This is a genomic window from Methylomonas sp. HW2-6 (assembly GCF_052474525.1).
The window spans coordinates 2,301,947-2,325,400 of sequence record NZ_CP184124.1; the positions used below are offsets into that span (position 1 = coordinate 2,301,947).

The 23,454-nt window shown below is 57.6% G+C and carries 21 protein-coding genes; 15 read left to right on the forward strand and 6 right to left on the reverse strand.

The features are described from left to right. Positions 1–392 precede the first annotated feature (392 nt). The 6 genes from ACH518_RS11600 to ACH518_RS11625 all read left to right on the forward strand — a co-directional run bounded on the left by ACH518_RS11600 (position 393) and on the right by ACH518_RS11625 (position 7,145). Positions 393–1,205 carry a formate/nitrite transporter family protein gene (locus ACH518_RS11600; RefSeq protein ID WP_445370187.1) on the forward strand — a complete coding sequence of 271 codons (813 nt, stop codon included), beginning with the start codon at positions 393–395 and terminating at the stop codon, positions 1,203–1,205. Positions 1,206–1,268: 63 nt separating this feature from the next. Continuing rightward, positions 1,269–1,712 (forward strand): cyanase, encoded by a 444-nt coding sequence (gene cynS, locus ACH518_RS11605; protein WP_445370188.1) that lies wholly within the window; start codon positions 1,269–1,271, stop codon positions 1,710–1,712. 18 nt (positions 1,713–1,730) lie between these two features. Continuing rightward, complete coding sequence (locus tag ACH518_RS11610; protein WP_445370189.1) at positions 1,731–3,518, forward strand: protein kinase domain-containing protein; 1,788 nt, start codon at positions 1,731–1,733, stop codon at positions 3,516–3,518. Between the two features lie 28 nt (positions 3,519–3,546). Then, the gene (locus ACH518_RS11615) at positions 3,547–5,022 is read left to right on the forward strand and encodes a NarK family nitrate/nitrite MFS transporter (RefSeq protein ID WP_445370190.1); all 1,476 of its coding nucleotides are present in this window, start codon (positions 3,547–3,549) and stop codon (positions 5,020–5,022) included. Positions 5,023–5,074: 52 nt separating this feature from the next. Beyond that, a complete protein-coding gene (locus ACH518_RS11620) occupies positions 5,075–5,380 on the forward strand; it encodes a hypothetical protein (RefSeq protein WP_140912295.1) in 306 nt (101 codons plus the stop codon). Positions 5,381–5,414: 34 nt separating this feature from the next. Continuing rightward, on the forward strand, positions 5,415–7,145 hold the full coding sequence (locus ACH518_RS11625; RefSeq protein ID WP_445370191.1) for a protein kinase domain-containing protein: 1,731 nt from the start codon (positions 5,415–5,417) through the stop codon (positions 7,143–7,145). Between the two features lie 37 nt (positions 7,146–7,182). Here the strand turns inward: ACH518_RS11625 and ACH518_RS11630 are convergent, their stop codons facing one another. From ACH518_RS11630 to ACH518_RS11645, 4 genes are all read right to left on the reverse strand, one after another. Next, a complete protein-coding gene (locus ACH518_RS11630) occupies positions 7,183–9,357 on the reverse strand; it encodes a CHASE2 domain-containing protein (RefSeq protein ID WP_445370192.1) in 2,175 nt (724 codons plus the stop codon). Positions 9,358–9,530: 173 nt separating this feature from the next. Beyond that, positions 9,531–10,016: a hypothetical protein gene (locus ACH518_RS11635; RefSeq protein ID WP_445370193.1), complete on the reverse strand. Its 486-nt coding sequence runs from the start codon at positions 10,014–10,016 to the stop codon at positions 9,531–9,533. A 43-nt stretch (positions 10,017–10,059) separates the two neighbouring features. Continuing rightward, positions 10,060–13,506: a FecR domain-containing protein gene (locus tag ACH518_RS11640; protein WP_445370194.1), complete on the reverse strand. Its 3,447-nt coding sequence runs from the start codon at positions 13,504–13,506 to the stop codon at positions 10,060–10,062. 181 nt (positions 13,507–13,687) lie between these two features. Beyond that, entirely contained in the window at positions 13,688–14,353 is a 666-nt protein-coding gene (locus ACH518_RS11645) for a Crp/Fnr family transcriptional regulator (RefSeq protein WP_140912290.1), read from the reverse strand. Positions 14,354–14,918: 565 nt separating this feature from the next. Between ACH518_RS11645 and ACH518_RS11650 the strand changes: the two genes are divergently transcribed. From ACH518_RS11650 to ACH518_RS11690, 9 genes are all read left to right on the forward strand, one after another. Next, a complete protein-coding gene (locus ACH518_RS11650; RefSeq protein ID WP_445370195.1) occupies positions 14,919–15,110 on the forward strand; it encodes a hypothetical protein in 192 nt (63 codons plus the stop codon). 31 nt (positions 15,111–15,141) lie between these two features. After that, positions 15,142–15,420, forward strand: coding sequence for a hypothetical protein (locus ACH518_RS11655; protein WP_445370196.1), 279 nt, complete (start codon positions 15,142–15,144; stop codon positions 15,418–15,420). 6 nt (positions 15,421–15,426) lie between these two features. Further along, a complete protein-coding gene (locus ACH518_RS11660; protein ID WP_445370197.1) occupies positions 15,427–15,861 on the forward strand; it encodes a nitrogen fixation protein in 435 nt (144 codons plus the stop codon). A gap of 45 nt (positions 15,862–15,906) precedes the next feature. After that, positions 15,907–17,154, forward strand: a complete 1,248-nt coding sequence (locus ACH518_RS11665; RefSeq protein ID WP_140912286.1) for an HlyD family secretion protein — start codon at positions 15,907–15,909, stop codon at positions 17,152–17,154. A gap of 2 nt (positions 17,155–17,156) precedes the next feature. Next, entirely contained in the window at positions 17,157–19,277 is a 2,121-nt protein-coding gene (locus ACH518_RS11670; RefSeq protein ID WP_445370198.1) for a peptidase domain-containing ABC transporter, read from the forward strand. Positions 19,278–19,377: 100 nt separating this feature from the next. Next, a complete protein-coding gene (locus ACH518_RS11675) occupies positions 19,378–19,746 on the forward strand; it encodes a hypothetical protein (RefSeq protein ID WP_445370199.1) in 369 nt (122 codons plus the stop codon). Positions 19,747–19,975: 229 nt separating this feature from the next. Continuing rightward, positions 19,976–21,346, forward strand: a complete 1,371-nt coding sequence (gene creD / locus ACH518_RS11680; protein WP_445370200.1) for a cell envelope integrity protein CreD — start codon at positions 19,976–19,978, stop codon at positions 21,344–21,346. Beyond that, positions 21,340–22,143 carry a metal-dependent hydrolase gene (locus ACH518_RS11685; protein WP_445370201.1) on the forward strand — a complete coding sequence of 268 codons (804 nt, stop codon included), beginning with the start codon at positions 21,340–21,342 and terminating at the stop codon, positions 22,141–22,143. The genes creD and ACH518_RS11685 overlap by 7 nt, the downstream gene beginning before the upstream one ends. After that, positions 22,125–22,658: an SRPBCC family protein gene (locus ACH518_RS11690; RefSeq protein ID WP_445370202.1), complete on the forward strand. Its 534-nt coding sequence runs from the start codon at positions 22,125–22,127 to the stop codon at positions 22,656–22,658. Before ACH518_RS11685 ends, ACH518_RS11690 begins: the two co-directional genes overlap by 19 nt. Positions 22,659–22,751: 93 nt before the next feature. Here ACH518_RS11690 and ACH518_RS11695 read toward each other — a convergent pair whose 3' ends face one another. Together ACH518_RS11695 and ACH518_RS11700 are read right to left on the reverse strand one after the other, a co-directional pair. Next, the gene (locus ACH518_RS11695; protein ID WP_140912281.1) at positions 22,752–23,009 is read right to left on the reverse strand and encodes a hypothetical protein; all 258 of its coding nucleotides are present in this window, start codon (positions 23,007–23,009) and stop codon (positions 22,752–22,754) included. A gap of 169 nt (positions 23,010–23,178) precedes the next feature. Continuing rightward, a complete protein-coding gene (locus ACH518_RS11700) occupies positions 23,179–23,385 on the reverse strand; it encodes a hypothetical protein (RefSeq protein ID WP_140912280.1) in 207 nt (68 codons plus the stop codon). Between the last annotated feature and the right edge of the window lie 69 nt (positions 23,386–23,454).

Genomic DNA, 23,454 nt, shown 5'->3' on the forward strand with positions numbered 1-23,454 from the left:
CAAATCCTGGTCGACCCTACTTCGTGTCGGTTTTGGTGCGCTCTTGGTCCAAGTTGGTGCGATCTTGCTGGGCCAATCTTGGGTTGGCTCGGGAGGCCGTCAGGAAATTGGCGGTATTGCGAGGATTGGCATTAATTCTGCTTTACATCTGGCCGGTGCACAGCAGCACCGTTTCCCCTTCAACAATGGCGTTGAAAAGCGGCTCGCGATTTGCGGGCGGCCCCGCTATTCGCCATTGTTCCCACCTTGAAGTCTCAGGTCCTGCAATCGGCGCATAACGGCGTCAGTTGTCGGGGACGGAGGCTTGCGCGATCAGGCTCCATAACATCCATCCGGGCATTTGCCTTGTTACGTCCGGGTTTTGCGTACCTAATCCAATTCAAAGGTGAATTATGTCTTATCTGATTCCAGCGGAATTTGTCACGAAAATGGTCGATGCCGGTGAATCCAAAGTCTTCATGTCGACCCGGGATACTTTGATCCGGGCTTACATGGCCGGCGCGATCCTGGCCTTGGCTGCCGTGTTTGCAGTATCGATTACCGTGCAGACCGGTTCGCCGATCTTCGGTGCGATTCTGTTCCCGGTGGGATTCTGCATGCTGTATCTGCTGGGCTTCGATCTGTTGACCGGCGTGTTCGTACTGGCGCCGTTGGCCTGGCTGGACAAGCGGCCTGGAGTCACGCCGAGCGGCATTTTACGCAACTGGGGTTTGGTCTTCGTCGGCAACTTTCTGGGCGCATTGACCGTCGCGGTGATGATGTCGATTGTTTTCACCTACGGCTTTTCGGTGCCGCCGGATGCGGTCGGCCAAAAGCTGGCGGGCATCGGCGAAGCCAGAACCTTGGGCTATGCCAAATACGGCATGGCCGGCTGGTTTACCATTTTCATCCGCGGCATGCTTTGCAACTGGATGGTGTCGACCGGCGTGGTCGGGGCGATGATTTCCACCTCGGTCAGCGGCAAAGTCATTGCGATGTGGATGCCGATCATGCTGTTCTTCGGCATGACTTTCGAACATTCAGTGGTCAACATGTTTCTGTTTCCGTCCGGGTTGATCATGGGCGGTAATTTCTCGATTATGGACTATTTCGTCTGGAACGAAATTCCGACTGTGCTGGGTAACCTGGTCGGCGGTCTGGCATTCACCGGCCTGACCTTGTATTCCACTCACGTCAGAACCGCGCCGAAACGCGCTGCTAACTAAGCCGTATCCGGCCCGCCTGCGGCGGGCCTTCATTTCGTATTTATTAGACAAGGAGAACGCAATATGAACCGCAACGAAGTCACCGAACTGGTTATCGCCCAAAAACTGCGCAAACAACTGAGCTGGCCGCAACTGGCCGAGGCCATCGGCATGAGCAAGGAGTGGACCACGGCCGCACTGTTGGGGCAGATGACCTTGAACGCGGCACAAGCCGCTACCATCGGCGAGCTACTGGACCTGCCGGCGGAGGCGGTCGAGCAGCTGCAAGTCGTGCCGTACAAAGGCTCGCTGCCGAGTGCGGTACCGACCGATCCGCTGATTTACCGCTTCTACGAGTTGGTCAACGTTTACGGCACCACGTTCAAGGCGCTGATCCACGAGGAATTCGGCGACGGCATTATGAGCGCGATCGACTTCAGCATGGATTTGCAGCGCGAGCCGGACCCGAAAGGCGACCGGGTCAGGATCGTGATGAGCGGTAAGTTTTTGCCGTACAAGAGTTATTGATCCGGAGCCGGAGCCTAGATGTCCGGACGACTGGCCGTCAGCGTCGGCCAATACTCCGACCGGGGGCGCAAGCCGCTGAATCAGGATTGCCACGGCGTTTACGTTGCCAAAGAGCCGCAATTGAGCGCAAAAGGCATCGCATTCGCCGTGGCTGACGGTATCAGCAGCAGCGACGTCAGCCATATTGCCAGTCAGGCCGCGGTAACCGGGTTTTTGTTGGACTATTACTGCACTTCCGAAGCTTGGTCGGTAAAAAAATCGGCGCAAAAAGTCTTGTTTGCGACCAATTCCTGGCTGTACGCGCAAACCCGCCACAGCCGCTATTGCTATGACAAGGATCGCGGTTACGTCTGCACTTTCAGCGCTGTGGTCATCAAATCGGCCACGGCCCATATTTTTCATGTCGGCGACGCCCGGATCTATCGCTGCCGCGGCGGGGAATGGGAGCAACTGACCAACGACCACCGCTTGTGGGTGTCGCCGGAAACCAGCTATCTGAGCCGGGCGCTCGGAATCGACAGCCATCTGGAACTCGATTACCGGGCGGAAACGGTGGAAAACGGCGATCTATTCCTGTTGGCTACCGACGGCGTCTACGAATTCACCGGTGTCAAGTTGTTCGAGCAGCATATCGCCGCTGCCGGCAGCGATCTCGACGTCGCCGCCAAAGCGCTGGCCGAGGCTGCGCTTGCCGCCGGCAGCGGCGACAACCTGACCGTGCAAATCGTCCGCGTCGAGCAATTGCCGCAGCCGGCAGCCGACGAAGTATTGCCGGCCTTGGCCGAGTTGCCGCTGCCGCCGCAGTTGCGCGAGCGGATGGAATTCGATGGCTACACGGTACTACGCGAGCTGCACGTCAGCAGCCGCAGCCACGTCCATCTGGCGTTCGATAACGATAGCTGCACCCAGGTGGTGCTGAAGACGCCGTCGATCGACTTGCGCCAAGATCCTGCCTATCTGGAGCGGTTTCTGATGGAAGATTGGATTGCGCGCCGGATTGACAGCCCTTTCGTGCTAAAACCGTGTCCGCCGACCCGCAAACGCAATTTTCTTTACGTCGCGACCGAATTCGTCGACGGCCGCACCTTGGCGCAGTGGATGCTGGACCACCCGCAACCGGCGCTGGAAGCGGTGCGCGCCATCGTCGAACAGATCGGCAAGGGCTTGCGCGCGTTTCACCGCCTGGAAATGCTGCACCAGGACCTGCGGCCGCAGAACGTCATGATCGACCATGCCGGCGGCGTCAAAATCATCGATTTCGGTTCGGTGCGGGTGGCCGGCGTCGCCGAACTCTTGCCGGAGCAGGCCGGGCTTAACATTCTCGGTACGGCCCAATATACGGCGCCGGAATATTTTCTGGGCGAGCAGGGCACGCCGCGTTCGGACTTGTTTTCCTTGGCCGCGATTACCTACCAGATGTTGAGCGGCCGCTTGCCCTACGGTGCCGAAGTCGCCAAATGCCGCAGCCGGCAGGCGCAATCCAAATTGCGTTACGACGACCTGCATTACGCCCAACCGCAGATTCCGGTTTGGGTCGACGATGCGCTGCGCAAGGCTTTGCATCCCGACCCCGCCCAGCGTTACGCCGACATCGCCGAATTCGTTCACGATTTGCGCCAACCCAACCAGGCGTTTTTACGCCGGGCGCGGCCGCCCTTGATCGAACGCAACCCGCTCGCATTCTGGAAAGGATTGGCGTTGCTGTTGGCGCTGCTGGTTTTCGGCTTAAGCTTGGCGCTGCACAAAGCCACCCACCCGCACGCGGCATTGGCCGGCCCGGTATCGCCGGCAGCGGCCGCACGATAGTTTCATTCACTCTGTTCTTTGGTTTTATATGTCATCAAGCAACCTCGATCTGTTCAGTTTTGCCGGCAAAATGAAAATTTTGCACATGAGCTGGCTGGCGTTTTTTATCAGCTTCGTGGTCTGGTTCAACCACGCGCCGCTGATGCTGGCGATTTCCGAAACTTTGCAGCTCAGCCCGGCCGAGGCTAAAACCATTTTGATCCTGAACGTGGCGCTGACAATCCCGGCGCGGATTGCGATCGGCATTTTGGTGGACAAATTCGGGCCGAAGCGGACTTATTCGACCTTGCTTGCCGTCGGCAGCGTGCCCTGTTTCATGTTCGCCGCCGCCGACAATTTCGAGCAATTGGCGCTGGCCCGGTTTCTGATGGGCTTCGTCGGCGCCGGTTTTGTGATCGGCATCAGGATGGTGGGGGAATGGTTCCCCGCCAAGCAGCTCGGCATCGCCGAAGGCATCTACGGCGGCTGGGGCAATTTCGGTTCGGCGGCGGCGGCGATCGTATTGCCGTCCCTGGCGCTGGCCTTCGGCGGCGATGACGGCTGGCGTTACGCGATTGCGGCGACCGGCGTGTTGGCCCTGTTGTATTCGGTCGTGTATTTTTTCAGCGTTAGCGATACGCCCAAAGGCTCGACCTATTTCAAACCGAAGAAGGCCGGGGCGATGGAAGTCACCAGCTACGCCGACTTGGCGCTGTACATCCTGATGAGCGTACCGCTGTATGCGGCTCTGACCCTGCTAGCCTGGAAGCTGTCGCCGACCGGCATGAAGTTGCTGTCGGAGCCGGCAACCATCGCCGCCTATGTCGTGATTTGGACGCTGTTTGCCTTCAACGTCTACAAAATCGTGCATATCAACGCCGAGTACTTGGCGCAGCCTATAGAACCGATACACCGCTATCAATTCAAGCAGGTCGCGATTTTGGATTTAGCCTACCTGGTAACCTTCGGCTCCGAATTGGCGGTGGTCTCGATGCTGCCGATGTTCTTCCACGACACCTTTAAACATACCGGGATTACCACGGTGCAGGCCGGCCTGCTGGCCTCCAGCTTCGCCTTCATGAATCTGGTGGCGCGGCCCGGCGGCGGCTGGCTCAGCGATAAATACGGCCGCAAATTGTCCTTGAGTATCTGCGTGATCGGCTGTGCGGTCGGCTACGCCGCAATGTCGCAAATCGACTCGAGTTGGCCGATCGTATTGGCTTTTGCCGCCACTTTTTTATGCTCGTTTTTCGTGCAAGCCGGTTGCGGCGCGGTTTACGCGATGGTGCCGCTGATCAAACGGCGTATGACCGGCCAGATCGCCGGTATGGTCGGCGCTTACGGCAACGTTGGCGGCGTGACTTTTTTGACCGTGTTGTCATTCGTGACGCCGGAAATCTTCTTCCTGACCATCGCCGCCACGGCGGTATTGGTGGCGGTAAGCGTTCAATTCATCGAGGAGCCGGCCGGGCATATGGCGGAAGTCATGGAAGACGGTAGCGTGGCGATGATCGAACTGAACTGAGCGGCCGGAGGCTCCCGGCCATTTTGTGACTTGTGATTTAGGAGTATTCGACGTGATTGAAACTGTATTGGCGACCGTGACATTGGGGATGGTATTTTGTTGGCGCACCGCTTGCCGCCAGTCGGCCGCAATGCTGGAAGCGGGGCCGGAGCGGGCAGCGGTTTGTGCGGCGCGCAGCCGCAGTTTGCCGGAAGATGCCGTGTTGAGGCGCCATTTTCTGGCGCAAATCAATAGCGAAATCCAGGCCGGCCTAGCGCCGTGCCCGTCCGATTCGGTATTGCGCCGCCACCATCAGGCGCTGGTCAGCGCCAAACTGCAACAGGCTCTGGCCGAACTCGGCCGCAGTCCGGCTTGCTGACGGGCTTGTCTCCGCACCAGGTTAAACCCGCAGAATGGTCAAAACTTTAACGGTGCGCATCGGTGCCGCCAGCGACAAAGGTGTTAAAGCCGACAACGAGGATTTCTGGGGCGCCTTGGTGCCGGCCGAACCGCAGTTGACCTTAAAAGGCATTGCCGTCGCGATTGCCGACGGCATGAGCGGCAGCGAGGCCGGCAAGGAAGCCAGCCATTGTTGCATCACCGCGTTTCTGGAGGATTATTACAGCACGCCGGATTCCTGGTCGGTGACCAAGGCCGGCCAAAAAATCCTGTCCGCCACCAATTCCTGGCTGCACAGCCAGGGCCGGATGCGTTACGCCTCGGTCAAAGGCATGGTCAGTACCTTGAGCGTATTGGTGCTGAAATCCAATACCGCGCATCTTTTCCACGTCGGCGATTCGCGCATCTATCTGTTTCGCCAGGGCCAGCTTGAGCAACTCACTCGCGACCACCGGCTGTGGGTTAGCGACGATAAGAGCTATCTGAACCGGGCGATGGGCATCGAGCCGCATCTGGAGATCGATTACAAATCGCTGACGCTGGAGAAGGGCGACCGTTTCCTGCTCAGCACCGACGGCTTGCACGATTTTGTCGGCGAGGCGGTGATCCGCGCACAATTGGCGGAAGCGGTCGATTTGGCACAAATGTCGCGCAATCTGGTGGCTGCGGCTTTGGCGAACGGCAGCGACGATAACGTCACCTGCCAGATCGTCGAAGTCGACAGCCTGCCGTTGCTGAGGGAGGACGAAGTGCTGCGCCATAACGGCCATTTGCCGTTCCCGCCGCCGCTGGAGCCGGGCATGCTGTTGGACGGCTACCGGATCGAAGCCGAATTGCACGCCAGCAAGCGTACCCAGATCTACCGGGCTTACGACACTTTGCACAACCGGCGGGTGATTCTGAAAACGCCTTCGGTGCTGTACGACGACGATACCCATTACATCGAGCATTTTCTGCACGAGGAATGGGCCGGAAAACGGATTCAGCACGCCAATGTGCTGCAGGTGCTGGAAACCGACCGCAGCAAATCCTGCCTGTATTATGTGACCGAATATATCGACGGCTGCACCTTACGCGACTGGATGGCGGACAATCCGAAACCGGAGGTGCGCCAGGTCAGGGCTTTAGTCGAGCAAATCGCCAAAGGCTTGCGCGCGTTTCACCGCATGGAAATGCTGCATCAGGATTTGAAGCCGGAAAACATCATGATTGCCGCCGACGGCAGCGTCAAAATCATCGATTTCGGTTCGGTTAAAATCGCCGGGATTGCCGAAATCACGCCGCTGGATCATGCCGGCGACGAAAATATCCTCGGCACGTTAAATTACACGGCGCCGGAATACCACCTCGGCCAGCGCGGCACGGTCAAGTCCGATCTGTTTTCGCTGGGCGTGATTTGCTACGAAATGCTGAACGGCGAGTTGCCGTACGGTACCTTGCCGGAAAAACCCAACCGGACCAATCTGGAGCGCTTGCAGTACGTTCCGAGCATACGGCGCAATCCGCTGGTGCCGGTCTGGATCGACGGTGCGTTATGTAAGGCCACTAGCATCCAGTCGCGATCGCGTTACGACGAGCTTTCGGAGTTTCTGCACGATCTGGCGACGCCGAATCCCCAATTCTTGAAGGCCGAAGACAAAATCCCGTTGGTCGAGCGCAATCCGTTATTGTTCTGGAAGAGTGCGGCGTTGTTCTTTTTTGTCTGTAGCTTTGTGCTGGCTTTGCTGCTGCTGAGCGGGAAATAGACTGTTTGGCCGGCCGGTGTGTCGGCGGCGGGCTGGTTTATTTGCTGTCCAAGTCGATGACCCCGTCCCAAACCTCGGGCGGGTGTTGCCGGTAGGCCAATGCCTTTTTCAGATAAAAACGGCTGGGGCCGTCGTTAGCGTCGAGCTCCAAAACGGCTTGTAACACCCGCACCGCTTCCGGCCAATGGCCGGCTCGAAACGCGGCCAGGCCATCGGCGAAGATGCTGTGCACGATGTTCGGAATCGACTCGCCATGGCCGACGATTTCGGTCAATTCCACCGGTTCGGCGCGGCCGACCAGTCGAAACGCGCCCACCGGGCGGCTGAGAACGCCGTCGATCCCGGCGGTGATGGTCGACGTTGCCAGGATACGCGTACCCAGCGGGGTGTTGACGCCTTGGATCCGGGACGCAGTATTGACCGTGTCGCCGATGGCTCGGTAATGGCTGGTCTGCCCGGTTTCCAGCCGGCCCAGAGTCAGCGGGCCTTCGTGCAGACCGATGCGGGTGGTCAATGCCGCCAGTGGCGAGGTTTTGTTGAAGGCTGCGACCGCCTCTGCCATTTCCAGCGCCGCCAGACAGGCCAGCAGCCGCTGTTTGGCCGGCGCCAATTCGAACCAGACCGCCATCATGGCATCGCCGGTGACGTCGGCAATCGCGCCATCATGGGAAATGACCGGGTGGCCGAGTACCTGATAGTAGGCATTTAACAATTGCCACATTTCATGCGGCGAATGCTGGGCGGCAATGCCGGTGTAACCGGCGATATCGGTCGCCAGGCACAAGCCGCTGACATCCCGTTCCGGGCGGGTCGGCGGCAAATGCCGATCCGGGTTCCAGTCGCCGGGTGCAGCCGGTACGAAGGTGGCCCATTGCGGAAACACCTGACGGACGAACCCCAGTAGCCGTTTGCGCTCGCAGAGCAAATCGATTCGGGACCAGACCAAGGCAATCAACCACGACACCGGCAGTTGCACCAATACCGGTCCCGCCAACGGTAGCCACAAATGACGCGCGCCAAAGATATAAACGGCAAGGCCGGCATAAGCCGCGGCCAACAGCAGGCTGGCAAACAAGCCGCGGCGTTTGCTGCGGCTGTTCAGCAAGCCGGCGATCCCCAGGCCGAAGACGGCGGAGACTGACCAAAACGGCAACGGCATTTCGATGAAGGCACCCTGGCTCAAGTTGGCGAATTGGGTCGCCATGATCTCGACGCCGGCCATTTTGCCGGTGTGCGAATCGGAAAACGGCGTCGGAAAAAAATCGGTTTTGCCGGGCGAGAATTGGCGGTTGGCACGGCCGACGAACACCACCTTGTCGCGAAGGTCGCCGACTTTGCCGGAATAGACATCGACGTAAGACTCCATCCGGAGCGTCTTGGGCGGGCCGTAATAGTTCAGGTAGCGGCTGTCGCCCTCGCAAAGCACCTTATCGAAATCCGCCCCCAGGCCGCTACGCGCGGCATGACCGGCATCGGCCAGACAATCCCGGCGGCGGTCGGTCAGCCAAGCGGAGAGGGTTTGGCCGGTTCCGGTCCAGTCGGCGAAGGGTTGTAATGTGTAAGCCCAGGCCAGTACCGGCAGGCTCGGCGCATCGGCCAGGGCGTCGAAAAAGGTCCACACCTCCCGGACTTTGGCCTCCTCGGCATCGTTGACCAGGAAAAACGGTGCGCTATCCAGCGCCGCTTGCGCGATCGCCGGCGTCGCGCTGATTTTACGCATTGCCACCAATTGTTCCGGCAACTCCCCGGCCGCCTCGCCTTCCAAGGCAATGACGGTTTGCCGGTTGGCCTCCGCGCATTCTTCGCGGCCGAAAAAGTCGGCAGTACCGTGGCGGAATTTCTGGATACATTCCCCGATCAGCACGTTGCCGGCTTCGCGCATTGCGGCTGCCAAGTCCGGATCGACCGCCGGGTTGGCGGTGATGAACTGCAAATCGAAAATCACCAGTCTGGCGCCTTGCTGCTGCAATTGCCGAATCAAGCGGGCATGGTAGGGCCGCCAACGCGTCAGATCCTGGCCGACACCCAACTGCGTTTCGGAAACCTCGTCCATCGCCACGACCACGACTTGCCCCGGTGACGGCAACGGCCCTCGCCAGCGGAAGAGGGTGTCTTGGCTGGAGAGTTCTAAGTCAAACAACCAATCGAAAACGATACTTAAAAAGAGTGCGAATATTCCAATTACGAGAGTCCGTAAGCAAGATTGGGACATCAGCCGTCGTTCCCAAAGTTCGTGAATATCGATTTTGATGCCTGCTCAAAGCAGCAGGATGTAAAGGTAGTATTGAGGGGTGTATGTTTGCAGTTTCCGGGTGGTGCTGACAACGTTTCCACCCGGAAAATTAAGGCGATCCAAAATGCTTTGATGCCTAATCAGACTTCAAATTACCTGCCTGGGCGGCGAGGAGTAGTTGTGCAGTTCTCGATCTGTTCACCGCCAGAATAAACTACGTTACAAGTCGAACCTTGGTAAAGAGTCGTCACTGTAACCACAAACCTAGCTGGTTTGATATCTCCATTTTTCTTGATTTCTCCTGAGATAGGTTTTGTGCTTAGCTCCAATGCAGTTCTCAGGGCAGGATTTTTTTCATCAAGAATCAATTCAACTTCGCATTGTGGTACTTGGTCGGTTTGAGCTGCTGGTTTTTTTAAGGTTTCCTTCGTCGGTCCTACTGGAATGCAAGCCGGAATTTCGTCACCTGTTTCCGGGTTGACAGCTACTAATTTTGCAGAGTCGTAATCGATACCGTTCGCTAAGGCTACCCTTTTGTCAAGTAACTGCTGAATGGCTCCCTGAGATGTGCAGCCCAATACTAGCGTGCCGCTTAAAACTATTAAGAAACCGCTTTTTTGGATAGTTTTTTTAGTCATATCATTTTCCTCGTTATTATCAAAAATGCCTCGCCTTACTCGTTTAATAAAACAGGCTTAGCTTTACGAAAAGTTGTCTTTCTGGGACGTAAGGACTGAGTTGTGGTCCGCTGGCATCAAAATTACTCTGGTAATTAAATTTGTTGTCAAATAAGTTCCTTATCTCAAAATTGATGGTCCCGAACCTTTTCGGAAAACGATATCCTATTGACGTATCGAATGTCCAAAAATCCTCACTTCGGTATCGTAGCGGTGTAACTAATGAATTCGTCACCTCTGCGGTATGCTGGTTGACGTATGTGCCGCTTATTTTGCCGAACAAACCACTCGAATGGAATAAATTCAAAGAAACAGGTATTAAGTGCGTGCCTATGCTTTGCGGAAAATTGGTAGATGCACTACCTGCAACAAAACTACGATCGATTGTTTCGTAGCGGTATTCGGTCTTGAGCGCAGCCCATTCGGCAACAGTCCAGTATATATAAGCCAGATGTGCGGACTCGTTTCGAGCTTGGTTGGCGACAATCCCTCTACTAACAAACGGTTGATTACTATCGCGCCAACTGACTTCCCCTCCTAAAAAAATGTTCCTTGCAGCTCGATAGTCAATCCCAAAGCCGTAGCGCCAAGCGTCTGCACTGTTATTTTCGTCAAAAAATTGGTTGAATCCAGCAATTTGGGTGGGTTCTATTGTCTGGTTTGCGGCCAGTCTACGGTTTAGAGTCCTGAACGCTGCACCGCGTAATGTTAAATTTTCTGAGGGATTCCAAGTAATACCGAACTTCGGGTTAAATTGTTGGCGTTTGACCAAGTTTGGAAATGGTTGGAAAGGCTCGGAAGTTCCATCTGAAAATTGTCGAATGGAGTCGAAACTGCTGATTTGATTATTTACAGAGTCGAAGGATAGTCCCAAAGTAGTCACAACCCCAGGAATCAATTGGTTCCGCGAATACATGTAACCATTGAAATGATCTGTGTCCGCCAATTGCCTGGTCAATGCATTTATTAGAAAAGGTGGAGGGGCAAAAAAGTTTATGTCGTCGCTAAATTTGAATCGGTTTTCCATATTTAAATAACCGACGCCAACAGTTAGATCGAAATTTTCGGGGTGGAATAAATATTGTAATTCTGTCTGATAGCCTTCGCTTTTGGTACCGGTCGAAAAGTCCCGGATAAAGCTATTTAGATCATCCAACGAATCGATAAAAGTGATTTTATTGGTTGTGACATCTCTACGCGAAGTGTAAAAACCGGATGCGATGACATCTTGTTCAGCATCGATTCTAAAGTGGCTTCCGATCCTAGCAGTGTCTTGCTTTATGAACTGCCTAAGGGTTTCATCATGGGATCCGTTTAAACGCATTGGCACGTCGCCGGCTCTGACATTTTCAGATTTCAATTCAATTTGTACGCTAATGTCGCGATTGAAAGCATACTGGGCAAACGCATCGTAGATGTTTTGCTGGTAGTCGTCGTTTTGGCGAAAGCCGTCGGTTTGGTAATGGAATTGGCCCAGGCTCATCGACAGATTGTTGTAAACGCCGGAAACGATGGCGCTGTCGGTCTTGGTGTCGCGGCTACCGTAGGCGCCGTTCAGGACGATGTGCGCACCGTTGGCGGTGTACAGCGGATCGTATTCGTTGACCGATAGGCTACCGGGGCCGGTGTTGTTCAGGATGCCGATGTTTTCGTTAGTCAGTTGCGGTTGCACCGGGGTGATGTTGATCGGCTGCAGCAATTGGGCTTGCAACAACTCGCTGGCTCTGGCTACTCGCTGGCCGGGCAGGCCCTGGTAAGCGTCCGCCAGGAAGCGGTGTGCGGTCGGATCGGCCGAATGGTAGTCCAACGCATTCCAGGCTTGCTTCAACGCTACTCTGCCAAATCCCAGGTCGTTATAAATTCTGGCCAAGTTCGCGGAGCGGGCGGCTGCGTCTTCGTCCAGCAATAACTTGGAGCGGTAAACCCCGCGTTTGTCGTTGAGTTCGACCGCTTGCTGCATATCCGCCAAGGCCTCGATCGGCCGATTGGTGGTTTGTTTGCGGATGGCGTCGTAAAAATAGGGGGTCGGATCGTTCGGGTCGCGTTCCTTGGCCAGTTCAAGCTGGTCGGCGGCCAGGCTGTCGCGGCGTTCTTCGTAATAGGCTTTGCCCAGGTAGCTGCGGATCAGTGCGTTTTCCGGGTCGAGTACCGCTGCGATTTCCAGTTCCTGGCGGCCTTGTTCCAGGTCGCCGTCGCGGATTTTCGCCAGTCCCAAACCCAGCCGCGCCAGTGGCGAGCTGGAATCCAAGCGGATTGCGGTTTCGAAGCTGCGGCGGGCTTGATCGATTTCGGTATCGAACAGGTGCGAGAAACCGGCCACCGTCTGGGTACGTTCCAGATTCGGATCGAGCTGGAAGGCCTTGGCGGCGGAGTCTCGGCTCTCACCGCGCCGGCCCAGCGCCAGTTGCAATTCGGCCAGCCGGGCCCAGACCAGGGCATCGTGCGGCGCCAGTTCCGCGGCGCGCGCGGCGGATGCCAGGGCCGGTTCCAGCTCGAAGCGGCCTTGTTGCACGTAAGACAGGGCCGAATGCGCTGCGGCCGAACCGCCATCGGCGGCCACCGCCTGGGAGGCCAGACGGTCGGCTTCGGCTTTGCGGTTTTGGCTTAGCGCCAGAATGGCTTGCAAGGACAGGGCGTCGGCGTCGCGCGGGTTGGCTGCCAATAAGGTGTTGATGTCCTGTAGCGCGGCATCGGTCTGACCGACGCTGAGACGCATGGCGCCGCGGGCTTTCAAGAACTGCGGGGTTTGCTGCGCCGGGGTCAACGCCGATAAGGCTGTTAATGCCAGGTCGGTTCGGCCGCGGCGAAAGTCGGCAATTGCCGCGCTTAAACCCGGCTCGACCGGCTGAGTGTGACTGGGATAATCCAGCAACGGCGGATAGTAGAGCGCCCAATTCACGGCGTCGCGCGGTTTGATGTCCAGCTGCGCTCGCGGCGCTTGCCCGAGCTGGGTTTGCCCCGCTTCGCCGGGGTGCAGGCGAATTTCGCCTTGAGCGTTGAAAAAGCGTACGCCGCCCTCGTAGACCCACAGCGAAGCCGTCGCCGAGTCTGCTTGTAATGCGAATTCGGTACCTTCCGGGCCGGCGTTTGCCACCGGCGTGGTAATTTGCAGTTGTTTTGGGGTGCGGCTGATGAAATGGATGAAGCCTTTTGCCATGTCCAACAGCGTGGGGCTTTGCTGACCGATACGATTTAGCGTTAAGACCGAGCCGCCGCTCAAACGTAAGGTAATGCCGCTCGGCAATAGCAAGCTGGCGCGGCTATCGGTTTCGACCCGGACCCGGCTGCCTTCGCAAAGCGCTTGGTTCAATTGCGCCGCTTGCCAGCGGCCGTGGCCGTCGGGATCGAAATAAAGGCTGCCCTGCAGCGAGACTAAGGTGGCCGATGCCGATTGGCTGCACGCCGCGAAGGCGGCTGTTTCCGCAGAACATAACTGCGAAAATAAAAACATGAGCCAAATCACAAGACAACGCATTATTTCTCCAAGGTGGCGTTTTCTTTGCAATATAGTCGAAGTGGTCACATTATCAAGGTAATAATTAACTCGCCGCCGGTGTGGTTACGCTGTTTGGAAGCGGATCAAGTTCCGGCTTGCGGCCAGATTAACGGGGACTGAACGGCGAGTTTGCCGGCTACCAGGATGCCGGCGGGGTGTGCAGGATGCGCAGCGTTTTATCGTCTACGCTGACGTAGCCGCCCTTGGTCAATTCCTTCATTACTTTATTGATCATTTCCCGTGACGAGCCGACCATGGTCGCCAGTTCCTGCTGGGTCGGCCGGTTGTGGATCACGTAAATGTCTCCGTCCTTTTCGGCCATGTCCTGCAATATCTTGATGGTGCGTTCGTAGACGTTGGACAGCGCCATCTGTTTGACTTTCTCGGTCAACGCCCGCACTTTTTCCGCCAACACCCCAAGCAGCTCGATCGCGGCGTCCGGGTATTGTTTCAGCCAGTGGATGAAGTCGGCCTTGCAAATGACCCCGCAAACCGTCTTGTCCATGGCTTCGACGCCGGCCGAACGCGGCTCGTTGCTGAGTAAGGCGAGTTCGCCGAAGTAGGAACCGGCTTCCTGAATCAGCAAAGTCACTTCCTTGTCCTTTTCGTTACTGCTGAACACCCGGACTTTGCCGGACAACACGATATACATCGAGCAGGTATCGTCGCCTTCGGAGATGATCAGGGCTTTCTTGGGGAATTTGACGACTTTGGCCCGCGAGGCCAGCGCGCTGAGCGCTTCTTCCGGCATGCCGGCCAAAAACGGGATTTGGTTGAGACAAGCGAGAACTTCGGATTGCATAACGGCGTTTTTACATTTTCTGATGTTTGGTTGACGGGCGGTAGCAGGCCTTAACGGTGAATTCCAGCAAACGGCCATGGGTTTAGTTTGGGCAGCGGTGCCGGGTGAAAAACCGAGTCGGCCGGGGCTTACCGCGCAAATGCGCCGGCACCGTAGCGCTTTGTCCTGTGAAGTATTTCACATATCTCCGGTGAATCAAGTCGCGGCGCTGTTTTTTTTGTCCCGCTAAGCTAACGCCGCCGCCGTAGCGAGCTGTCGAAAATGGCGCTGGAGGTGCTGACGCTGAACTGGGCCGCTTAGCGGATTTTCGCCAAAACCAGGCGAGCTGTAGCCGAATCAATCCGCTTACCTAGCGCCGAGAATACCCAGGTTAACAACTCCACACATCGGCCGTGCAATTTGTCACTGCCCGGCACCAGCCGCCTTGGCTACTGTATCGGCACCTGTCCACGGCCTGGCCTGCGACGGGGAATGGCGGAGTTACGGTCGCTGGTCGGCTGTTTCCGCTCCGCGTTTCGTCCGCGACCGATTCGGTCCGGTGTGTTCTGTCTTAAGGAGCAAGAAAATGTCAAAACAACCCGCATTTACCCAAGACTTGCAAGTCTTGACCTCACAGGAGCAAGCCCAGGTAGCCGGCGGCCTGATCGGCCCGGAAGGCGACTTGAGCCAGTTTCCGCGCAAATTCTGGCCGGTGATCAATCCGGGCGCCAGCGTGATCAACGTTAAAACCTTGGCCCAGAACGTTCTGGCGCGCTAGGGATTTTCCAACCGTAGTCTGGAGAAAAATCATGTCAAATAAAACTACCCGGATTTCCGCCGACGACTTATCCGCTTTCGCCGAACAAGGCAAGCAACGCGCATTGCAGGCCCGCGCCGAGGCCGGCACCGAATTGAGCGCCGCCGAGCTGGAGCAAGTCAGCGGTGGCGCCTCGGTCAGTCTGGTGCTGAGCAAAGGCATCATCGCCGGCGGCCCAAGGTTCGACCAATTCAAAGCCGTCAACGGCCTAGCCACCAACCCCGCCGGCGGCTTGGCGGCCGGTATCCAAGGAGCAACCCGGCTGGGTTGAGCGACCATGGCCACGGATAACGCAGTGTTATGCCCCAGCGCGCAGCCGGAGTGGGAGGGAGCCCAAGTCATCGGCGTGATGGCCGGCACCCCGGAGCGGCCGGAAATGGCTTATCTGAATACGCCGCAACCGGTCACCGAACACGTGCTGGCCATGGCCGGCCCGCTGACGCCGGCCGAAGTGTTTCGTTTCTCCGCGCCTTGCGCCTGCAGCGGATGCGGCCATTTTGCCGCCGAAGAATCGAAATGTCGCTTGGCCGAAAAAGTCGTGCGCTTTACGCCGTCGGTTACCGAGCAATTGCCGGTGTGCGCGATTCGGGCCGATTGCCGCTGGTGGAACCAGGAGGGGAAGGCGGCTTGTTTCAGATGTCCGCAAGTGGTGACCAATAACCTCAAACCCAGCGACGAGATGCGGCTGGCGGCCGATTACGGCGTTATCTGAGCGCTTTGGTCTTTAACACAGCACAGGTGAGAGGAGAACGGCAGCATGAAACCGGCATTATTTCGACAACAAGCCTTGGATTACAAAAGAGACAAGCCTTTGGGCGAGGTGATACGGGTGGAAGCTTTGCCGTTTTCCTTACTTACCGCATTGGCGGTTAGCAGCGCGGTGCTGCTGATCGCCTTCGCCTTCTGGGGCGAATACACCCGCAAATCCCATGTCAGCGGTTATTTGGCGCCGAGCATGGGTTTGATCAAGGTTTACCCGCCGCAAGCCGGCACCCTGATCGAAAAACACGTCAAGGAAGGCCAAACCGTAAAAGCCGGCGATACCTTGTTCGTGTTGTCCACCGACAGCAGTTCCCGCGACACGCCGCAGGCCCAGGCCGCCGCAATCGAACAGCTCAAGCAGCGCCGGGAAAGCCTGGAAACCGAGTTGAGCAAGCAGGAACAAATCGACCAAATTCAATACCGCGCCTTGCTGGACCGCTGGCAAGGCATGCAACGCGAACTGCAGCAAGTCAACAGCGAGATCGCCACACAACAACAACGCCTGGCCGGCGCCGAAGCGACGTTGCAGCGCTACCAGCAGTTGCTCCAAACTAAATTCGTCTCGGCGGTACAGGCCCAGCAAAAACAGGACGAATGGCTGGATCACCAAGCCAAATTGCAGGCCTTGCAACGCATCCAAATGACGTTGCAGCGCGACATTCGCGCCACCCAGTTGGAAGTGGACGGCAGCCAGATGAAGTTCAGAAACCAGCGGGCGGCAATCGAGCGCAACATCTCGACCCTGACCCAGAACATCACCGAATCCGAATCCCGGCGCAACATCGTCATCACCGCGCCGCACGACGGCACCGCGACCGCGATTCTGGCCGAACAGGGCCAAAATGCCGGCACCGCCAATCCGTTATTGTCGATCTTGCCGGCCGGGGCTCAATTGCAGGCGCAACTCCTGGTGCCGTCCAGCGCGGTCGGCTTCGTCGAGACCGGCCAAACCGTGGCGATCCGTTATCAGGCCTTTCCGTACCAGCGTTTCGGCAGTCACCGGGGGCGCATCGTCGAGATCGCCAAAACGCTGATCACGCCGAAGGACGCCGATTTGCCGGTGACCTTGCAGGAAGCGGTTTACCGGGTCACGGTCGTGCTGGATAAACAGTCGGTGCAGGCCTATCGCCAGGAGATCCCGTTGCAGTCCGGCATGTTGCTGGATGCCGACATCTGGCTGGACCACCGCCGTTTGATCGACTGGATTTTCGAACCGCTTTATAGCATTGCCGGACGGGTGTAACCATGAGCATACAAGCCATGCTGGATTTTTCCGGCCGCAAGAAAACGCCGTCGATTCTGCAAACCGAAGCCGCCGAATGCGGGCTGGCCTGTCTGGCGATGGTGGCTTCCTACCACGGCCACCGGCTCGACGTCGCCAGTTTGCGTCGCAAGTTTTCGGTGTCCTTGAAAGGCTCGACCTTGAACCATTTGATCCGCATCGCCGACCAGTTGCATCTGGCCTCGCGCCCGGTCAAAGTCGATTTGCCGGAGCTGAGCAAGCTGAGCCTGCCGGCGATCCTGCATTGGGATTTCAACCACTTCGTGGTGCTGGCCCAGGTCAAGCGCGGCCTGGCGACAATACACGATCCGGCCAAAGGCGTGCTGAATCTGCCGTTTAGCGAAATCTCCAAACATTTCACCGGCATCGCTTTGGAACTGATGCCGACCCAAAGCTTTACGCCGAAAACCGAACGTCAACAAATCAAGCTCTCCCGCCTGATTGGCCAGTTGGATGGGGCCGCCGGCGCGATCTGGCAAATCGTTTTATTGGCTGCGGCCATTGAAGTGTTTGCCATCGTCGCGCCTTTTTTTATGCAATTGGTGGTCGATAACGCGGTCGTGGCCCGCGACGACAACCTGCTGACGGTGCTGGGCTTGGGCTTTTTGTTGCTGTTTCTGATCCAGACCGCGATTACCGCATTGCGCTCCTGGGTGGTCCTGGTCTTGAGCACCTCGGCCAATCTGCAATTGCTGAGCAATCTGTTCGGCCATTTACTGCAGTTGCCGATGAGTTTTTTCGAAAAACGCCATCTCGGCGACATCGTCTCCCGCTTCGAATCGTTGCACGTGATCCAACGCACGCTAACCACCAGCTTCCTGGAAGCCATCGTCGACGGCGCAATGGCGCTGGCCACGCTGGCGATGATGCTGATCTATAGCTGGAAACTGGCCGCCATCGTCTGCCTGGCGGCCGCGTTATACGGTTTATTGAGGTTGGGCCTGTTCACGCCGTTGCGGCTGGCGACCGAGGAACAAATCCTGCGCGGCGCCAAACAGCAGACCAATCTGCTGGAAACCGTGCGCGGTATGCAGAGCGTGAAGTTGTTCAACCGCGAGTTGCAACGCAAGGTCGGTTACCAGAATCTGATGGTGGACCATTTCAACGCCGGCATTCGCGTGCAAAAGCTGGGCATCGTCTACAAGGCGCTGAACAGCCTGTTGTTCGGCCTGGAAAACATCGCCGTGGTCTGGCTCGGTGCGCTGTTCATTCTGGACGGCGGCTTTTCGGTGGGGATGCTGTTTGCCTTCATGTCGTTCAAGGACCAATTCACCCATCGGGTCGGCAGCTTCATCGAGAAAAGCATCGAATTCAAAATGCTGGGCCTGCACACCGAGCGGGTGGCCGATATCGCCCTGGCCGACACCGAGCGCACCGGCTTGGGCTGCGGCCAGCGCGACTTGCCGGCCTCGCTGCAAATCCGCGATCTGGAGTTCAGCTATGCGCCGTCGGAACCGGCGGTGATCAGCAATCTGAGTCTGGACATCCAGGCCGGCGAATCGGTGGCCATCGTCGGTCCGTCCGGATACGGCAAGACCACGCTGGCCAAGTTGATTCTCGGCCTGTTGCAGCCGAGCTCGGGCGAAATATTGGTCGGCGGCGTGCGCTTGCCGCAAATCGACAATCGCGATTATCGGGACATGGTCGCGGCGGTGATGCAGGAAGACCAACTCTTCGCCGGTTCGATCGCCGACAACATCTGTTTCTTCGACCCGGAACCGGACCAGGCCTGGATCGAAACTTGCGCCCAACTGGCGGCGGTACACCAGGACATCGTGGCGATGCCGATGGCTTACAACACGTTGATCGGCGACATGGGCACGGTATTGTCCGGCGGCCAGAAACAACGGGTGCTGCTGGCGCGGGCCTTGTACAAACGGCCGAAGATTCTGGTTTTGGACGAGGCCACCAGCCATCTGGACGTGGCGCGGGAGCGCTTGGTCAACGGCGCGATTCAGCAATTGAAGCTGACCCGCATCATCATCGCTCACCGCCCGGAGACCATCGCCTCGGTGGACCGGGTGATCGATTTGCAGGCCCTGGCCCAGCGCGGCCGCTGCGGGGCGGTATCGCAGGCAGCGTAGCAGGTTCCGGAGCGGAAGCCTTGCCCGAAGGGGGCAAGTTCCTGATCAGAACCGGTCCGGGTGTCGCTTCCGCCCCGGACCGCAACCGAGGACACACGAAATGAAGACTTGGATAACTTATCTGTTGCTTGTATGCGGCGTATGCGCCAGTGCCGCCGCGGTTTCGGCGCCGGCCGACATCGCCAAACTATTCGGCCGGCTGCCGACCATTACCCGGTACGAACGCAGTTGCGTGCTTAGCGCGTCGACGCCTGCGGAATTAAAGGCGTGTATCAACAATCTGCCCAATACCGAATATTACAGCCGGGAACGGACCCGCAGCCTGGGGCGGCTGGATGCATTAAACACCATCGTCGCCGATTTGAATGCGGTGCCGGATCTGAACCCGATCGAAAAATTCTGTTTGTTCACCTCTACCCCGGCCTGCATGGAAGCCTGCATTCAAGGCTGGGTCTGTTCCGCCGATTAGCGGCGCGAGTTTGAGTAAGGGAGCGGTTTTCGGCTGCGCCATCGAGCGGACGCAGCCAAAAGCCGATGCCGGGCCGGCCATAAGGATTTGGCTGGTCCGGCCAGGGACGAATTTAACCGGCTAAATCCCGAAAGTCAGCAGACTTCACCTCCGCTTCACGATCCCCACATCAAGGTTTCACCGCTTGGGCCCATGCTAGGTCGCGTATTCAAACCTGTGGAGAACGACGATGCGAAACAAACTTTGGCAAAAAGCGGCGGCAATGGCGGTACTGACGCTGCTGTTATTGATCCCGATCGGCATGGTCAAGGACCTGGCGAACGAACGCGAGAACCGGCAGTTGCAGGCGGTAAACGATATCGCCGCCAGCTCGGCCGGCCCGCAAAAGCTGTTCGGTCCGGTATTGGTGGTGCCTTATCACGAAATTTGGAGCGAAGTCTCCGAAACCATCCGCGACCGCACCGCGGTGCGCGAGGTGCTGCAACGTAGCGAGCTGCGCTATTTGCATTTTCTACCCGAGCAATTGCGCCTGACCGGCGAGCTGGCCACCGAGACCAAGCGTCGCGGCCTGTTCGAGGTCCGTTCTTACGTAGTGAATCTGTCCGGCAAAGGCGAGATCAAACTGCCCGGCGGCTACGGCAATCCGCCGCCGTTGCACGGCGGCCGCATCCAATTCGGTACGCCTTATATCGGCATTGCCTTGTCGGATATGCGTGGGGTGTTGGCAGCGCCGGGCGTGGAGTGGGCCGGCAAAACCTATGCCTTCGAACAAGGTTCGAATTTGCCGCTGGAGGATGCCAGCGGCATGCATGCTAATCTGGAGCCGATGCCGGTCGAATTCGGCCCGATTTCGATCCCGTTCGGCTTCGATTTGAAGCTGCGCGGCATCGAAGCGCTGGAATTCGTCCCGGCCGGCAAACATACCCAAGTCGAGCTGGCCTCGACCTGGCAGCATCCCAGCTTTTTCGGCCGGTTTTTGCCGGACCCGAGCAGTCAGCAGACCGGCACCGACGGGTTCCGCGCGGCCTGGAGCGTGGATGCTTTGGCTTCGAATGTCGGCCGCAATCTGGGCGGGGTACGCCATATCGCCAGCTACGACAGTTTCGGTGTGCGCCTGATCGAACCGATCAACGTTTATTCCTTGTCCGATCGCGCCGCCAAGTACGGCTTTTTATTCGTGTGTCTGACCTTCGCCGCGATTTTTCTGTTCGAGCTCCTGAAAAAACTGGCGATCCATCCGGCCCAATATGCCTTGGTCGGGCTGGCCTTGGCGATGTTCTTTTTGTTGCTGCTCAGCCTGTCGGAGCATTTGCCGTTCGCTGCGGCGTATTGCCTGGCCAGCGGAGCTTGCGTTTTGCTGATTGCGGTCTATCTGAGCGCGGTGTTGCTCAGCGCGGCGCGCGGCACCGCGGCCGGCGTGTTGTTGGCGGCCTTGTTCGCCAGCCTGTACGGCTTGCTGGAATCGGAAGATAACGCGTTGATGCTGGGTTCGTTGCTGTTGTTTGCGGTGTTGAGCATCGCGATGCTGGCGACGCGCAAGCTGGATTGGTACGGGTTGGCCGAAACCGGCGCCGGTGCAAGCGGGAGGGAATCATGCTGATCGCCCATTTACCGGCCGGCTACATTGTTTCGGTACTGACTTTTCCATTGGTTCGCGGGCAGCAAGTCGATTGTAAAACCTATCTGCGCTGCGGCATGTTGGGTGCGGTGGCGCCGGATTTCGACATGATTTACTTTTATCTGGTGGACGGCGGCATGCACCCGCACCACAGTTATTTCAGCCATTTTCCGCTGACTTGGCTGTTGCTGGTGGCGGCGGCCGCGGTTTATTACCGGCGTAGCGCGGACCGGCGCCTGCCGATGCTGGCTTTGGTATTTGCCGGCAACGGCTTCCTGCACATGGTGCTGGATTACATCGCCAGCAATATTTACTGGCTGGCGCCGTTCGTATTGAAGCCGTATTCTCTGAGCTTGGTGGATCGGGTTTATCAGCCGTGGTGGCTGAACTTTCTACTTCATCGGTCGTTTGCTGTGGAAATCACGATTACGGCAACCGCCTGGATGATCCGGCGGCGGCGTGGGTTGGCGGCCAATCCGGAGCCGCCAGCGAAGGTTCTTAGTAACACTTTACGCAAGCCGGTTGACTATCCGCCGAATTATCGGCCGTTGGAGTCCAGAGGATGGCGGACTTTGCTTCTCGCTGGCAACGATGAGCGGACGACGTGGTATAAGGCGATTGGCGTAAGCGGCGGAAAAAACCGCAAACCGCCTGTCGCCCAACCGGCTCGGCGCTGGCTCGAGCGGGCGGCAAGCGAATGGATGATGCGTTGCCGGCGGCTTGGTCAGGAATTCCCGAAACAGAATCTGAGGAGAATTTTATGCTGGAAATCGTCTTAATCCTGGTCGCCGTGGCGTTGGCGGCTTTTGCCTTTATCGCCACGCGCCAACCGGATAGCTTCAGCGTCAGCCGTTCGTTGGCGATGGCGGCACCGGCATCGCTTGTGTTTGCCCAGGTCAACGATTTGCGTAAATGGGATGCCTGGTCGCCTTGGGCCAAGCTGGATTCGAATGCGCAAAACAGTTTCGAAGGCCCCGACGCCGGCGTCGGCGCGGCGATGCGTTGGTCGGGCAACAATAAGGTCGGGCAGGGCAGCATGACCATCGTCCACAGCCGGCCGGACAGCTTCATCCGCTTTAGTCTGGACTTTGTAAAGCCCTTCAAAGCCAGCAATATTGCCGAATTCAGCTTTGACAGCGCCGGTACCGAAACCGTCGTGACCTGGACCATGTCCGGGCGCAACAATTTCGTCGGTAAGGCGATGAATCTGGTGATGAACTGCGACAAGATGGTGGGCGGCCAATTCGAACAGGGTCTGGCGGCGATCAAGCGGATCGTTGAGGCAGGAGCTTGATGCTAGCGGATTGGATTTTGCGGTAGTGCCCAAGCTTGGCCTGGGCACTTCGGGTTGGAAGTCTGGCTTCCGTCCGGTTAAGCCTGGCCGGCGTTAGGTCGCCAAGCCTTCGGCCTCAAGCGATACGTCTTCCAGAAAACTCAAACAACCCAATTCTCGGGCGAATTCCTGAATTTCGCCGGCCATGTGAAAGTTCAAGATCGCGTTTGTTTTCAGATCGACAACCGCGTATTCGACCAGCGGATTGTCGCTGATTAACCTTGGCTGGTATTTTTGTAATTTCTTCGATTCCTTAGCCAACTTCCGATTGATCCTGGCGGTCAGTGCCCGAATTGAAACCAATTTTTTCATGCTCAATCTCCTTACGTTGTTAGGAGAGCTGAGTATAGCCCTGTTGACTGCGAAATACACGCGCCGCCGCCAATCGGGCGCGCCCGCCGCCGGCTCGCGGAGTGCGCCAGGATTCCCGGCCGCCGGAGCTGCCGGGAAATCCGGCGTCGGCTTCAGTTAATGCGAACGGTCAAGCGACGTGGCAGGACGTGGCACACTGCGGGCAACCGTTAACTTGGCGGAACGATTCGGCGGCTTTTTTGACCGCGCTGGCGCAACTGGCGATAGATCCCAAGTAGCGAATGCTGTCCTTGGCCGGCAGCAGGGTGCAGGCCGCGTTGTGAACCAGATGATCTCCGTTTGCTTGAGCATTGATTTCGACGTAAAACTCAGCCATGGTCTTTACCTCATAAAAGTATGTTGGATTGCAGGTTGGGCCCGAATGTCGTCGACCGGTGCATCCCGC

Bases quoted from the DNA above. Each gene is read 5' to 3' on its own strand.
- ACH518_RS11630 (WP_445370192.1), bottom strand. From the start codon at position 9,357: ATGTCCCAATCTTGCTTACGGACTCTCGTAATTGGAATATTCGCACTC.
- ACH518_RS11685 (WP_445370201.1), top strand. From the start codon at position 21,340: ATGCTGATCGCCCATTTACCGGCCGGCTACATTGTTTCGGTACTGACT.
- ACH518_RS11660 (WP_445370197.1), top strand. From the start codon at position 15,427: ATGGCCACGGATAACGCAGTGTTATGCCCCAGCGCGCAGCCGGAGTGG.
- ACH518_RS11610 (WP_445370189.1), top strand. From the start codon at position 1,731: ATGTCCGGACGACTGGCCGTCAGCGTCGGCCAATACTCCGACCGGGGG.
- ACH518_RS11665 (WP_140912286.1), top strand. From the start codon at position 15,907: ATGAAACCGGCATTATTTCGACAACAAGCCTTGGATTACAAAAGAGAC.
- ACH518_RS11670 (WP_445370198.1), top strand. From the start codon at position 17,157: ATGAGCATACAAGCCATGCTGGATTTTTCCGGCCGCAAGAAAACGCCG.
- cynS (WP_445370188.1), top strand. From the start codon at position 1,269: ATGAACCGCAACGAAGTCACCGAACTGGTTATCGCCCAAAAACTGCGC.
- creD (WP_445370200.1), top strand. From the start codon at position 19,976: ATGCGAAACAAACTTTGGCAAAAAGCGGCGGCAATGGCGGTACTGACG.
- ACH518_RS11635 (WP_445370193.1), bottom strand. From the start codon at position 10,016: ATGACTAAAAAAACTATCCAAAAAAGCGGTTTCTTAATAGTTTTAAGC.
- ACH518_RS11655 (WP_445370196.1), top strand. From the start codon at position 15,142: ATGTCAAATAAAACTACCCGGATTTCCGCCGACGACTTATCCGCTTTC.
- ACH518_RS11645 (WP_140912290.1), bottom strand. From the start codon at position 14,353: ATGCAATCCGAAGTTCTCGCTTGTCTCAACCAAATCCCGTTTTTGGCC.
- ACH518_RS11640 (WP_445370194.1), bottom strand. From the start codon at position 13,506: ATGTTTTTATTTTCGCAGTTATGTTCTGCGGAAACAGCCGCCTTCGCG.
- ACH518_RS11690 (WP_445370202.1), top strand. From the start codon at position 22,125: ATGCTGGAAATCGTCTTAATCCTGGTCGCCGTGGCGTTGGCGGCTTTT.
- ACH518_RS11700 (WP_140912280.1), bottom strand. From the start codon at position 23,385: ATGGCTGAGTTTTACGTCGAAATCAATGCTCAAGCAAACGGAGATCAT.
- ACH518_RS11650 (WP_445370195.1), top strand. From the start codon at position 14,919: ATGTCAAAACAACCCGCATTTACCCAAGACTTGCAAGTCTTGACCTCA.
- ACH518_RS11600 (WP_445370187.1), top strand. From the start codon at position 393: ATGTCTTATCTGATTCCAGCGGAATTTGTCACGAAAATGGTCGATGCC.
- ACH518_RS11615 (WP_445370190.1), top strand. From the start codon at position 3,547: ATGTCATCAAGCAACCTCGATCTGTTCAGTTTTGCCGGCAAAATGAAA.
- ACH518_RS11625 (WP_445370191.1), top strand. From the start codon at position 5,415: ATGGTCAAAACTTTAACGGTGCGCATCGGTGCCGCCAGCGACAAAGGT.
- ACH518_RS11675 (WP_445370199.1), top strand. From the start codon at position 19,378: ATGAAGACTTGGATAACTTATCTGTTGCTTGTATGCGGCGTATGCGCC.
- ACH518_RS11695 (WP_140912281.1), bottom strand. From the start codon at position 23,009: ATGAAAAAATTGGTTTCAATTCGGGCACTGACCGCCAGGATCAATCGG.